Source organism: Streptomyces sparsogenes (assembly GCF_001704635.1).
Taxonomy (GTDB): domain Bacteria; phylum Actinomycetota; class Actinomycetes; order Streptomycetales; family Streptomycetaceae; genus Streptomyces; species Streptomyces sparsogenes.
The window spans coordinates 76,880-89,240 of sequence record NZ_MAXF01000084.1 but is presented as its reverse complement, the minus strand read 5'-3'; the positions used below and the strand labels follow the sequence as shown (position 1 = coordinate 89,240).

At 71.2% G+C, this 12,361-nt stretch carries 12 protein-coding genes; 4 read left to right on the top strand and 8 right to left on the bottom strand.

The window, feature by feature from the left end:
* Positions 1-2 precede the first annotated feature (2 nt).
* Positions 3-1,247, bottom strand: a complete 1,245-nt coding sequence (locus BBH68_RS16605; RefSeq protein ID WP_065963134.1) for a rod shape-determining protein — start codon at positions 1,245-1,247, stop codon at positions 3-5.
* Positions 1,248-1,587: 340 nt separating this feature from the next.
* Here BBH68_RS16605 and BBH68_RS16600 point away from each other — a divergent pair, with 340 nt between their 5' ends.
* Positions 1,588-2,220, top strand: coding sequence for a hypothetical protein (locus BBH68_RS16600; RefSeq protein ID WP_065963132.1), 633 nt, complete (start codon positions 1,588-1,590; stop codon positions 2,218-2,220).
* Between the two features lie 73 nt (positions 2,221-2,293).
* Here BBH68_RS16600 and BBH68_RS16595 read toward each other — a convergent pair whose 3' ends face one another.
* From BBH68_RS16595 to BBH68_RS16580, 4 genes are all read right to left on the bottom strand, one after another.
* On the bottom strand, positions 2,294-3,421 hold the full coding sequence (locus BBH68_RS16595; RefSeq protein ID WP_065963129.1) for a GuaB3 family IMP dehydrogenase-related protein: 1,128 nt from the start codon (positions 3,419-3,421) through the stop codon (positions 2,294-2,296).
* Between the two features lie 69 nt (positions 3,422-3,490).
* A complete protein-coding gene (guaB, locus tag BBH68_RS16590) occupies positions 3,491-4,993 on the bottom strand; it encodes an IMP dehydrogenase (RefSeq protein ID WP_065963127.1) in 1,503 nt (500 codons plus the stop codon).
* Positions 4,994-5,153: 160 nt separating this feature from the next.
* A complete protein-coding gene (locus tag BBH68_RS16585; RefSeq protein WP_065963126.1) occupies positions 5,154-5,765 on the bottom strand; it encodes a sigma-70 family RNA polymerase sigma factor in 612 nt (203 codons plus the stop codon).
* 294 nt (positions 5,766-6,059) lie between these two features.
* A complete protein-coding gene (locus tag BBH68_RS16580; RefSeq protein WP_003948568.1) occupies positions 6,060-6,671 on the bottom strand; it encodes a response regulator transcription factor in 612 nt (203 codons plus the stop codon).
* A 386-nt stretch (positions 6,672-7,057) separates the two neighbouring features.
* Here BBH68_RS16580 and BBH68_RS16575 point away from each other — a divergent pair, with 386 nt between their 5' ends.
* Positions 7,058-7,378, top strand: coding sequence for a WhiB family transcriptional regulator (locus BBH68_RS16575; protein ID WP_065963122.1), 321 nt, complete (start codon positions 7,058-7,060; stop codon positions 7,376-7,378).
* Between the two features lie 143 nt (positions 7,379-7,521).
* Here the strand turns inward: BBH68_RS16575 and BBH68_RS16570 are convergent, their stop codons facing one another.
* Positions 7,522-8,517 carry a LysR family transcriptional regulator gene (locus BBH68_RS16570; RefSeq protein ID WP_065963118.1) on the bottom strand — a complete coding sequence of 332 codons (996 nt, stop codon included), beginning with the start codon at positions 8,515-8,517 and terminating at the stop codon, positions 7,522-7,524.
* An 81-nt stretch (positions 8,518-8,598) separates the two neighbouring features.
* On the opposite strand from BBH68_RS16570, the gene BBH68_RS16565 reads away from it, so the two are divergent.
* Positions 8,599-9,327 carry an MOSC domain-containing protein gene (locus BBH68_RS16565; protein ID WP_065963116.1) on the top strand — a complete coding sequence of 243 codons (729 nt, stop codon included), beginning with the start codon at positions 8,599-8,601 and terminating at the stop codon, positions 9,325-9,327.
* An 81-nt stretch (positions 9,328-9,408) separates the two neighbouring features.
* Positions 9,409-10,182 (top strand): SDR family NAD(P)-dependent oxidoreductase, encoded by a 774-nt coding sequence (locus BBH68_RS16560; protein WP_065963113.1) that lies wholly within the window; start codon positions 9,409-9,411, stop codon positions 10,180-10,182.
* Between the two features lie 133 nt (positions 10,183-10,315).
* Here the strand turns inward: BBH68_RS16560 and groL are convergent, their stop codons facing one another.
* Both groL and groES read right to left on the bottom strand, forming a co-directional pair.
* The gene (groL, locus tag BBH68_RS16555; RefSeq protein ID WP_065963110.1) at positions 10,316-11,938 is read right to left on the bottom strand and encodes a chaperonin GroEL; all 1,623 of its coding nucleotides are present in this window, start codon (positions 11,936-11,938) and stop codon (positions 10,316-10,318) included.
* Positions 11,939-12,029: 91 nt separating this feature from the next.
* Complete coding sequence (gene groES, locus BBH68_RS16550) at positions 12,030-12,338, bottom strand: co-chaperone GroES (protein ID WP_003974211.1); 309 nt, start codon at positions 12,336-12,338, stop codon at positions 12,030-12,032.
* Between the last annotated feature and the right edge of the window lie 23 nt (positions 12,339-12,361).

Sequence of the window (12,361 nt, the reverse complement as noted above, 5' to 3'; positions counted from 1 at the left end):
CGTCAGATCCGCGCGCCGGCCAGCCCGCGGGGCCGGGCGTCCAGCACGGTCCGCAGCGACTCGAAGTCCTCGACGCACCGGCCGGTGCCGAGGGCCACGCAGTCCAGCGGGTCGTCGGCCACCAGCACCGGGATGTCCAGCTCACGGCTGAGCCGCACATCGAGGCCGCGCAGCAGCGCCCCGCCGCCGGTCAGCACGATGCCCCGGTCCATGATGTCGCCCGCCAGCTCCGGCGGGGTCTCGTCCAGCGTGGCGCGCACCGCCGCGACGATGCTGTCCACGGGCTCGGCCAGCGCGTGCCGCACCTCGTCCGCCGTCAGCTCCAGGACCTTCGGCAGCCCGGTGACCTGGTCCCGGCCGCGAATGGTGCAGCGGTCGGGCGGCAGCAGCGTCTGGGTCCGCTCGGGGTCCTCGCCCGTGCCGAGCCTGTCGCCCGTGGCGAGCACGCCGAGCGTGTCGGCCTGCTCGGGCGTGTCGCCCTTGTCGAGCGACAGACCCTCGCCGCTCCGCGCGGTGGACACCACCTCCACATTCCGCTCCGACAGCCGGGCGGGCGTCCCGCCGGGCGCGGACCAGGCCCCGACCGGTACGGCGGACCCGATGCTCACCTTGATCTCCTCGGCGGTCCGCTCCCCGATCGCCAGCGCGTAACGCTTCTTCACATGCGCGGTGATCGCGGCGTCCATCGCGTCGCCCGCCATGCGCACGGACCGGGCGGTGACCATCCCGCCCAGCGAGACCACGGCCACCTCCGTCGTCCCGCCGCCCACGTCGACCACCATGCAGCCGGTCGGCTCGCTCACCGGCAGCCCCGCGCCGATCGCCGCCGCCATCGGCTCCTCGATGAGGTGGACTTGGCGGGCCCCGGCCTGGGAGGCGGCCTCCATGACCGCCCGCCGCTCGACGCCCGTGATGCCCGAGGGCACACACACCACGACGCGGGGGCGGGCGAGCCGGCGGTTGCCGGTGACCTTCTTGATGAAGTGCCGCAGCATCCGCTCGGCGATCTCGAAGTCGGCGATGACCCCGTCCCGCAACGGGCGGACCGCGACAATGTTGGAAGGTGTACGCCCTATGGTCTCCTTCGCCTCGGAGCCCACCGCGAGCACGCTGCCGTCGGTCGTGCTGACCGCGACGACCGACGGTTCGTTGAGCACGATCCCCCTGCCCCGTACGTACACCAGGGTGTTGGCCGTGCCGAGGTCGATGCCGATATCACGTCCCGTGAAAGTCTTGTTCTGCGCCATAAGTTGACATTATTGCTTATGCCGGATTCCCATTCGGCACTGACGTCGGCCGCGCCCCGCATTGGCCGACGGCTGCTACCTTTTCGATCATGATCCCCAGGTCACGACAGGGCCCGAGAGTTACCTGACCACCCGACAGGTCACGGAATGAGGGGTGTCAAATCCACATAAGGGCGGACAGGTTGTCTCCGTCCGGTCGCAGGCGTGTTACGGACGACAGACACGACTTGTCTGATTGTCATGCCCGACTGTTAGTTTTATGGCTCGAACTCTTCGTCCGCGCTCCCAGCAGCACATGTCCCCGGAGCACGGACCATCACCTCATCCCCGGGGGATCTCCATGAGCCAGAACTGGCAGCAGCCTCAGCAGCCGCAGCCGCCCCAGCAGCCCGGTGGCTACGGCTACCCGCAGGGCCAGCCGCAGCAGCCGCAGTTCGGCGGCCCGCAGCAGCCGCAGTTCGCCGGCGGCTTCCCGCCGCCCGCGCCGCCGGTCGGACGCCCGGGCAACCCCGCCCTCGCCGTCCTCGCCGCCGTCGTCGCCGCCTTCGTGGGCGGGCTGCTCTACGCCTTCCTGCTGAGCGCGTTCGCTGACACGGACGGCCAGGAGCCCAAGGTCACCCAGTTCGCCTACGCCGGTGTCGTCGTCGGCGCGCTCGTGGGTTTCGTCATCGCCAAGCTGGGCGGCCGCAACCCCGCGCTGTGGGTGGTCGGCGCCGTGCTGGCCCTGGCGGCGGTGTGGTTCGGTGAGCTGTACGGCTACGCCATGATCGCGTCGGACTACGTCAGCAACCTCGCCGACAAGTACGGCAACGTCGGCAACGTCGACCTGCCGACCGCGAACGACTACTTCTTCGACCACTTCAGCGACCTCTTCGACGGCTGGAAAGAGGACTCGGACGCCCTGACCTACATCTTCATGGCGCTTTCCCCGGTGGCGGCCGTCTCCACCGCCTACCGCCTCAGCAACCGCTGACGCAGCCGGCACACCAACGGGTTGGGCCCCGACCGCATCGCGGTCGGGGCCCAACCCGTTTGCGTCTGCGCGCTCAGCGCTTGTCGTGCTGCGAGGGGGCGACCGTCACCTCGACCCGCTGGAACTCCTTCAGCTCCGAGTAGCCCGTCGTGGCCATGGCCCGGCGCAGGGCGCCGAAGAAGTTCATCGAGCCGTCGGGGGTGTGGGAGGGGCCCAGCAGGATCTCCTCCGTGGTGCCCACGGTGCCCAGGTTCATCCGCTTGCCGCGCGGCACCTCGTCGTGCACGGCCTCCATGCCCCAGTGGTGGCCCCGGCCCGGCGCGTCCGTGGCGCGGGCCAGCGGCGAGCCCATCATCACCGCGTCCGCGCCGCAGGCGATGGCCTTCGGCAGGTCGCCGCTCCAGCCGACGCCGCCGTCCGCGATCACATGCACATAGCGGCCGCCGGACTCGTCCATGTAGTCCCGGCGGGCGGCGGCGACATCGGCGACGGCCGTCGCCATCGGCACCTGGATGCCCAGCACATTGCGCGTGGTGTGGGCGGCGCCGCCACCGAACCCGACCAGCACCCCGGCCGCGCCCGTCCGCATCAGGTGGAGCGCGGCGGTGTAGGTGGCACAGCCGCCCACGATGACCGGGACGTCCAGCTCGTAGATGAACTGCTTCAGGTTCAGCGGCTCGGCGGCACCGGAGACATGCTCGGCCGAGACCGTGGTGCCCCGGATCACGAAGATGTCGACCCCGGCGTCCACCACGGCCTTGGAGAACTGCGCGGTGCGCTGCGGGGAGAGCGCGGCGGCCGTCACCACGCCCGAGTCGCGCACCTCCTTCAGACGCTGCCCGATCAGCTCTTCCTTGATCGGCTCCGCGTAGATCTCCTGCATGCGCCGGGTCGCGGTCCGCTCGTCCAGCTCGGCGATCTCCGCCAGCAGCGGCTCCGGGTCCTCGTACCGGGTCCACAGGCCCTCGAGGTTGAGCACCCCGAGACCGCCCAGCTCACCGATGCGGATCGCGGTCCTCGGAGAGACCACCGAATCCATCGGGGCGGCCAGGAACGGCAGGTCGAAGCGGTATGCGTCGATCTGCCAGGCGATCGAGACCTCCTTCGGGTCCCGGGTACGACGACTCGGCACAACGGCGATGTCGTCGAACGCGTACGCCCTGCGGCCGCGCTTGCCGCGCCCGATCTCGATCTCAGTCACGTGGGTGCCTTTCGCTCTTCAGGTCTGCCGTCCCAGTATCCCTGCCCCTTCGCCGCCGCTTCGTACTGGCTAGCGGGCGGAGTAGTTCGGCGCCTCGGTCGTCATCTGGATGTCGTGCGGGTGGCTCTCCTTGAGGCCGGCCGCCGAGATCCGCACAAAGCGGCCCTTCTCCTTGAGCTCCGCCACGTTCGCCGAGCCGACATAGCCCATCGACGCCCGCAGACCGCCCACGAGCTGGTGGGCGACCGAGGCGAGCGGGCCACGGTAGGGCACCTGGCCCTCGATGCCCTCGGGCACCAGCTTGTCCTCGGAGAGGACGTTGTCCTGGAAGTAGCGGTCCTTGGAGTACGAGCGGGCCTGGCCGCGCGACTGCATCGCGCCCAGCGAGCCCATGCCCCGGTAGGACTTGAACTGCTTGCCGTTGATGAACACCATCTCGCCCGGCGACTCCTCGCACCCGGCCAGCAGGCTGCCCAGCATGACGGTGTCCGCGCCGGCCGCGATCGCCTTCGCGATGTCGCCCGAGTACTGCAGACCGCCGTCGCCGATCAGCGGCACCCCGGCCGCGTGGCACGCCTGCGCGGCCTCGTAGATCGCCGTGACCTGCGGAACGCCGATGCCCGCGACCACTCGGGTGGTGCAGATCGAGCCCGGGCCGACGCCGACCTTGACCCCGTCCACACCGGCGTCGATCAACGCCTGGGCGCCGTCGCGGGTGGCGACATTGCCGCCGACCACATCGACCGAGATGTTGGACTTGACCTTGGCGATCATGTCGAGGATGCCCCGGCTGTGGCCGTGTGCGCTGTCGACCACCAGAAAGTCGGCCCCGGCCTCGACCAGCGCCTGCGCCCGCTCGTACGCCTCGTCGCCGACGCCGACCGCCGCGCCGACGATCAGCCGCCCGTCGGCGTCCTTGGCCGCGTACGGATACTTCTCGGCCTTCACGAAGTCCTTGACGGTGATCAGGCCCTTGAGCACGCCCGCGTCATCGACCAGCGGCAGCTTCTCGATCTTGTGGCGGCGGAGCAGCTGCATCGCGTCCTCGCCGGAGATCCCGACCTTGCCGGTGACCAGCGGCATCGGGGTCATGACCTCGCGGACCTGGCGCCCCCGGTCCGTCTCGAAGGCCATGTCGCGGTTGGTGACGATGCCCAGCAGCTTGCCCGCCGCGTCCGTGACCGGCACACCGCTGATCCGGAACTTCCCGCACAGCGCGTCCGCCTCGGCCAGCGTGGCGTCCGGCCGGACCGTGATCGGGTCGGTCACCATGCCGGACTCGGACCGCTTGACCAGGTCGACCTGGTTGGCCTGGTCCTCGATCGACAGATTGCGGTGCAGCACACCGGCGCCGCCCTGGCGGGCCATGGCGATGGCCATCCGGGACTCGGTGACCTTGTCCATGGCGGCGGACAGCAACGGCACGTTCACCCGGACGTTGCGAGAGACCCGGGACGAGGTGTCGACCGCGTTCGGCAGCACCTCGGAGGCGCCCGGCAGCAGCAGCACATCGTCGTACGTCAGCCCGAGCATCGCGAATTTCTCAGGCACTCCGTCGACGTTGACAGTCATGACACCCTTCCAATGGTCTTGCCCCAGCGCGGACTCCCATGCTAACGGGCTCCACAGGTGTCCCATTCCTCCCTGTGGAAAACCACGGGGAGCCGCGGAAAGCCGCGGAAAGCCGCGGGAAGCAGCGGCGAGCCGCAAGAAGCAGGCCGATGCCGGGCGGCTACTGCTCGGCGAGCGCGCGGAGCCGGCTCAGGGCCCGGTGCTGGGCCACCCGCACGGCGCCCGGCGACATCCCGAGCATCTGCCCGGTCTCCTCCGCCGTCAGTCCGACCGCGACCCGCAGCAGCACCAGCTCGCGCTGGTTCTCCGGGAGATTCGCCAGCAGCTTCTTGGCCCACTCGGCGTCGCTGCTGAGCAGCGCCTGCTCCTCGGGCCCGAGCGAGTCGTCCGGCTGCTCCGGCATCTCGTCCGAGGGCACGGCCGTGCTGCCCGGGTGGCGCATGGCGGCGCGCTGCAGATCCGCGACCTTGTGCGCGGCGATCGCCACGACGAAGGCCTCGAAGGGCCGGCCCGTGTCGCGGTAGCGCGGCAGCGCGCACAGCACCGCGAGGCAGACCTCCTGCGCCAGGTCGTCCACGAAATGGCGGGCGTCGCCCGGCAGCCTGGACAGCCGCGTGCGGCAATAGCGCAGGGCGAGCGGGTGAACATGGGCGAGCAGGTCGTGGGTGGCCCGCTCGTCCCCCTCGGCGGCGCGCCGGACGAGGGCTCCGATGGCCCCCTGGGTCCCTGGGCCGCCGGCCTTCGGGGACCCCTGGGTCTCGTCGTCGCGCATCCGTCCATGGTGCCTTGGCGGCGTGGCTTCCGCGGCACCGCGTCCGTAGTTGTGCGCTGAAGCGTTATGAGCAGGTGCGCCGGCTGTCGTCACGTCCTGCGCTCTCCCCTCACGCCCGACCGACTTGTCCCCGAGGAACTCCACACCTTCAAGGATGCGGCATCGCCCGGCGAAGTGACATAAGCCGCTACCGCGGCGGGGACATAAGCCGCTACCAGCCGCCGCCCCTCGCCCCGCCCGTCACCTGACGGGCGGGGACCGTCGGCCCCCGTCAGGGCGATCGTGGACCCGGGTCTAGCGGACCAGGCCCCAGCGGAAGCCGAGCGCCACCGCGTGTGCCCGGTCCGAGGCGCCGAGCTTCTTGAACAGCCGCCGGGCGTGCGTCTTCACCGTGTCCTCGGACAGGAACAGCTCGCGGCCGATCTCCGCGTTGGACCGGCCGTGGCTCATGCCCTCGAGCACCTGGATCTCGCGGGCGGTGAGCGTGGGGGCCGCGCCCATCTCGGCGGAGCGCAGCCGGCGCGGGGCGAGCCGCCAGGTGGGGTCCGCCAGCGCCTGGGTCACGGTCGCGCGCAGCTCGGCGCGCGAGGCGTCCTTGTGCAGATAGCCACGGGCGCCGGCGGCCACGGCCAGCGCGACGCCGTCCAGGTCCTCGGCGACCGTGAGCATGATGATCCGGGCGCCGGGGTCGGCCGACAGCAGCCGCCGCACGGTCTCGACGCCACCGAGGCCGGGCATCCGCACGTCCATCAGAATCAGATCCGAACGGTCGGCCCCCCAGCGGCGGAGGACTTCCTCGCCGTTGGCCGCCGTCGTCACACGCTCGACGCCGGGCACGGTCGCCACCGCGCGGCGCAGCGCCTCTCGGGCAAGCGGGGAGTCGTCGCAGACGAGGACGGAAGTCATGGCCGCCCTCCGCAGCTGATGCGCGTCACCTTGAGCCTCCAGGCTGGTACATATCGTCACCTGTGCGATTGACAGCCTCGGACACTTGCCCGAGAGCTTTACCCATCAACCGCCTCCGCACTCTCAACGACGGTCACCCGAAAGAGTTACGGGGTCCCGCGGCCACCTTCGACACTCTACGTGAGGGCTCGGACACGGAGCTGCTTCATCGCGCTCGCCGCGCCCATTCCCGCCCCCGCCCTCTCGGTGGTATTTGGCGACCTTGCTTCCAATTTGGGGGTCTCTGTGGCTAGATTCGCAATGAGTCATATTTACATCTACTTACACAGTAGGTGCACGACCCAGGACACAGCGTCCGCACCAGATCGCTTCGAGGAGATAAGGCAATGGCAGATTTCTCCCGTCTTCCCGGTCCGAACGCCGACCTGTGGGACTGGCAGCTCCTGGCCGCGTGTCGCGGGGTCGACAGCTCGCTCTTCTTCCACCCGGAGGGCGAGCGCGGCGCTGCCCGCAGCGCACGCGAGATGTCAGCCAAAGAGGTGTGCATGCGATGCCCCGTACGCGCCGAGTGCGCGGCGCACGCGCTGGCCGTGCGGGAGCCCTACGGCGTGTGGGGCGGACTGACCGAGGACGAGCGCGAGGAGCTCATGGGGCGGGCACGCCACCGGACCGTGGCCACCTCGGGCGCCGGCGCTCCCGGCGCCTGATCCAGCCGCGCGCCAGAAGCGGAGAAGTACCGCAGAAACGTTAAAGCAGAAATATCGAAGCAGAGCGCGGAGTACCGACCGTGACCCCCGCGCGGCCGCCGCCGTCGGCCGATTCCCGGCCGACGCCGTTCAGCGGCCGCAGGTCACGGCCTTGGTGCGCGCCGCGCCGCCGACTCCAGCCGGTCCAGCGTCGCCGCCACCGCCGGGACCCGCGCGAGGTCCGGCAGGGTGAGGGCGACGACCTCCCGCCGCACGGCCGGCTCCACCTCCACCGTCGCGGTCCCCTTCGCCCGTACGGACTCCAGCGCCAGCTCCGGCAGCACCGCCACCCCGAGCCCGGCCGCGACCAGCCCGATCACCGCCGGGTAGTCGTCCGTGGCGAAGTCGATCCGGGGCGTGAAGCCCGCCGCCTCGCACACGTCGACCAGATGCCTGCGGCAGCGCGGGCACCCCGCGATCCACGGCTCCCCGGCCAGCTCCCCGATGCCCACCGCCCCGGCGCCCGCCAGCCGGTGCCCCTCCGGCACCACGCCCACCAGCCGGTCGCTCAGCAGCGGCCGTACGACCAGGTCGTCCTTGCCCCACGAACCCTCGGCCGTGCCCTCGGCCGGGGCACCCGGCCCCTCCGCGTCCACCGCCGCCCCGACGCCCGCCACCGCCCCGGCGCCCGCCGCCCGCTGGACCTCCGGGTAGCGGAAGGCCACGGCGATCTCGCAGTCGCCCGCGCGCAGCATCTCGACCGAGCGCGGCGGCTCGGCCTCCACCAGCGAGACCCGGGTCCCGGGGAAGGACTCGCGCAGCTCGGCGAGGGCCGTCGGCACCAGGGTCGAACTGCCGCTGGGGAAGGACACCAGCCGCACCCGGCCGGCCCGCAGCCCGGCGATCGCCGCGACCTCCTCCTCGGCGGCGGTCAGCCCGGCCAGGATCCCGGCCGCGTGGCGCACCAGCGCCTCCCCCGCCTGCGTCAGCCGCATCTCCCGGCCGGTGCGGACCAGCAGCGGAGTGCCCGAGGACTGTTCGAGGGCCTTCATCTGCTGGCTGACGGCGGGCTGTGTGCAGCCCAGCTCACGGGCGGCGGCGGAGAAGGAGCCGGTGGCGGCCACGGCGCGCAACACCCTCAGATGGCGAGGCTCGATCATGCTTCGAGCATAAGCGACCCTTGGGTGAGGCCCGGTTTATCGCGATCGACGCTTTGAACCGCCGTCGTCTAGCGTGCCGCCATGACGCGTATCTCCGAGGCCGGGTCTCCGCACCCGCCGACCGTGCTCACCGTGAACCTCGGCCGCCTGAAGCGGGTCGACTACACCGACGCCCCCTCGGGGGGCACCGGCATCGACAAGCGCCCCGCCGACGGGCCGGTGCGGGTGGTGGCCCCGGGCCCCAAGGGCGAGGGCGGGAGCGGGCTCGTCGGCGACACCGTCAGCGACACCCGCCACCACGGCGGGAACGACCAGGCGGTCTACGCCTACGCGCGGGAGGACCTCGACGCCTGGGAGCGCGAGCTCGGCCGCGAGCTGCCGAACGGCGTCTTCGGCGAGAACCTCACCACCAGGGGCCTGGACGTCACCGGCGCCCGGATCGGCGAGCGCTGGCGGATCGGCCCCGACCTGCTGCTCGAAGTGGCCTCCGCGCGCATCCCCTGCCGGACCTTCGCGGCCTGGCTGGGCGAGGAGCGCTGGGTGAAGCGGTTCACCCGGGCCGCCGTCCCGGGCGCCTATCTGCGGGTGCTCGAACCGGGCGAGATACGCGCCGGGGACCGGGTCGAGATCGTGCGCCGGCCCGACCACGAGGTGACCGTCGGATTCTCCTTCCGCGCCGCCACGACCGAACGGGCGCTGCTGCCCCGGGTGCTCGCGGCGGGCGAGGCGCTCCACCCCGAGCTGCGGGAATCGGCGCTCTCGTATTCCGGGACCCTCTCCGTCGCGCTGGAGAACCGATCCGGGAACTGATCCGGGAACTGACCCGCGAATCCGGACAACTGATCCGGACGACTGCGCTCCGACCCCCGCCGTGGCCGCTAACGTGCGCGTATGACGACTGCGTTGATTACGGGATCCACGGCGGGCATCGGCGCCGCCTTCGCGAGCCGGCTCGCCGCGGACGGGCACAACCTGGTGCTCGTGGCGCGGGACGAGAAGCGGCTGCGCGAGCAGGCCGCCGACCTCCACGACCGGCACGGGGTGGAGGCGGAGGTGTTGCGGGCCGACCTGTCCGAGGACGATGGCATCGCGGCGGTCGAGGCGCGGCTGTCCGACCGCAAGCACCCGGTCGATCTGCTCGTCAACAACGCCGGCTTCGGCAACAAGGGCCGCTATCTCGAGGTGCCCCTGGCCGACGAACTGCGGATGATGAAGGTGCACTGCGAGGCGGTCCTGCGGCTGACCACCGCCGCCGCCGAGACCATGCGGGCCCGGGGGCGCGGCGGGGTGATCAACGTGGCCTCGATCGCGGCGTTCTTCCCGCGCGGCACGTACGGGGCCAGCAAGGCGTGGGTCGTGCAGTTCACCCAGGGCGCCGCGAAGGACCTGGCGAGTGCCGGGGTGCGGCTGATGGCGCTGTGCCCCGGGTTCGTACGGACCGAGTTCCACGCGCGGGCCGGGATCAAGCCGGACAGCGTGCCGAGCTGGATGTGGCTGGACGCGGACAAGCTGGTGACGGCGGCGCTCAAGGACTTCGCGCGGGGCAAGGCGCTGTCGATTCCCGACCCTCGCTACAAGGCGATGACGGGACTGGCGAAGCTGGCGCCCCGGGCGGCCGTCTCGGTCGTCTCCTCGAACGTGGGCCGGCCGCCCAGGAAGCGCTGAGCCCGGCGCCGGTCCGGCCTCCGGGGGACGCGCGCCGGCCCGGGCCGCCCGGAGAACGCGCGAGGCGCGGCCACCCCCGCGAAGGGGTGACCGCGCCTCGGCGGTGCGCGGTGCGCGGTGCGCGGTGGACGCGTCAGTGCGCGTGACCGTGGCCGTGCCCGGCGGCCTCAGGCTCCTCCTCGGCCGGCTTCTCGACCACCAGCGTCTCGGTGGTGAGCAGCAGGGAGGCGATGGACGCCGCGTTCTCCAGGGCGGAGCGGGTGACCTTGACCGGGTCGATGACGCCGGCCTTCACCAGGTCGCCGTACTCGTCGGTGGCCGCGTTGTAGCCGTGGCCCTTCTCGAGCTCGGCCACCTTGGAGGTGATGACGTAGCCCTCGAGGCCCGCGTTCTCGGCGATCCAGCGCAGCGGCTCGACGGCGGCGCGGCGGACGACCGCGACACCGGTGGCCTCGTCGCCCTCCTTGCCGAGGTTGTCCTCGAGCACCTTGACGGCGTGGACGAGCGCGGAGCCACCACCGGAGACGATGCCCTCCTCGACCGCGGCGCGGGTCGCGGAGATGGCGTCCTCCAGACGGTGCTTCTTCTCCTTCAGCTCCACCTCGGTGGCGGCGCCGACGCGGATCACGCACACGCCGCCGGCCAGCTTGGCGAGCCGCTCCTGGAGCTTCTCGCGGTCCCAGTCGGAGTCCGTGGCCTCGATCTCGGCCTTGATCTGGGCGATCCGGCCGGTGACGTCCTCGGCCTTGCCGCCGCCGTCGACGATGGTGGTGTCGTCCTTGGTGACGGTCACGCGGCGGGCGGTGCCCAGCACGTCCAGGCCGACCTGGTCGAGCTTGAGGCCGACCTCCTCGGCGACGACGGTGGCGCCGGTGAGGGCGGCCATGTCGCCGAGCATCGCCTTGCGGCGGTCGCCGAAGCCGGGGGCCTTCACCGCGACGGCGTTGAAGGTGCCGCGGATCTTGTTGACGACGAGGGTGGACAGGGCCTCGCCCTCCACGTCCTCGGCGATGATCAGCAGCGGCTTGCTGCCGCCCTGGATGACCTTCTCCAGCAGGGGCAGCAGGTCCTGGATGGAGGAGATCTTGCCCTGGTGGATGAGGATGTACGGGTCCTCGAGGACGGCCTCCATGCGCTCCTGGTCGGTGACCATGTACGGCGACAGGTAGCCCTTGTCGAAGGCCATGCCCTCGGTGAAGTCCAGCTCCAGACCGAAGGTGTTGGACTCCTCGACGGTGATCACACCGTCCTTGCCGACCTTGTCCATCGCCTCGGCGATGAGCTCGCCGACCTGCTTGTCCTGAGCGGACAGCGCGGCCACGGCGGCGATGTCGGACTTCTCGTCGATCGGGCGGGCGGTGGCCAGCAGCTCGTCGGAGACCGCCTTGACGGCCGCGTCGATGCCCTTCTTCAGGGCGGCCGGGGAGGCGCCGGCGGCCACGTTGCGCAGGCCCTCGCGGACCAGCGCCTGGGCCAGCACGGTGGCGGTGGTGGTGCCGTCACCCGCGATGTCGTTGGTCTTGGTCGCCACCTCCTTGACGAGCTGGGCGCCCAGGTTCTCGTACGGGTCATCGACCTCGACCTCGCGGGCGATGGTGACACCGTCGTTGGTGATGGTCGGAGCGCCGAACTTCTTGTCGATGACGACGTTGCGGCCCTTGGGGCCGATCGTCACCTTGACGGTGTCGGCGAGCTTGTTGACGCCGCGCTCGAGGGCGCGACGGGCGTCCTCGTCAAACTTCAGGATCTTCGCCATGGGTTGCGTGTGTCCTCTCGAACGAACCGCGCCCCGGCCCCGGTATGGACAGGGGCACCGGGGCGCGGCTCACAGGCAAAACTTCGGTGACTTACTTCTCGACGATCGCGAGGACGTCGCGAGCCGAGAGGACGAGGTACTCCTCGCCGTTGTACTTCACCTCGGTACCGCCGTACTTGCTGTAGAGCACGACGTCGCCGACGGAGACGTCGAGCGGGAGACGGTTACCGTCCTCGAAACGGCCCGGGCCCACGGCCAGGACGACGCCCTCCTGGGGCTTCTCCTTGGCGGTGTCCGGAATGACCAGGCCAGAGGCCGTGGTCTGCTCGGCGTCGAGCGGCTGGACCACGATGCGGTCCTCGAGCGGCTTGATGGCAACCTTGGAGCTGGTGGTCGTCACGATCCGACCTCCCCCTTCGGAGA

Coding starts and splice junctions, on each gene's coding strand:
- BBH68_RS16605 (WP_065963134.1), bottom strand. CDS start 1,247: ATGGCGCAGAACAAGACTTTCACGGGACGTGATATCGGCATCGACCTC.
- BBH68_RS16600 (WP_065963132.1), top strand. CDS start 1,588: ATGAGCCAGAACTGGCAGCAGCCTCAGCAGCCGCAGCCGCCCCAGCAG.
- guaB (WP_065963127.1), bottom strand. CDS start 4,993: ATGACTGTCAACGTCGACGGAGTGCCTGAGAAATTCGCGATGCTCGGG.
- BBH68_RS16585 (WP_065963126.1), bottom strand. CDS start 5,765: ATGCGCGACGACGAGACCCAGGGGTCCCCGAAGGCCGGCGGCCCAGGG.
- BBH68_RS16580 (WP_003948568.1), bottom strand. CDS start 6,671: ATGACTTCCGTCCTCGTCTGCGACGACTCCCCGCTTGCCCGAGAGGCG.
- BBH68_RS16575 (WP_065963122.1), top strand. CDS start 7,058: ATGGCAGATTTCTCCCGTCTTCCCGGTCCGAACGCCGACCTGTGGGAC.
- BBH68_RS16570 (WP_065963118.1), bottom strand. CDS start 8,517: ATGATCGAGCCTCGCCATCTGAGGGTGTTGCGCGCCGTGGCCGCCACC.
- BBH68_RS16565 (WP_065963116.1), top strand. CDS start 8,599: ATGACGCGTATCTCCGAGGCCGGGTCTCCGCACCCGCCGACCGTGCTC.
- BBH68_RS16560 (WP_065963113.1), top strand. CDS start 9,409: ATGACGACTGCGTTGATTACGGGATCCACGGCGGGCATCGGCGCCGCC.
- groL (WP_065963110.1), bottom strand. CDS start 11,938: ATGGCGAAGATCCTGAAGTTTGACGAGGACGCCCGTCGCGCCCTCGAG.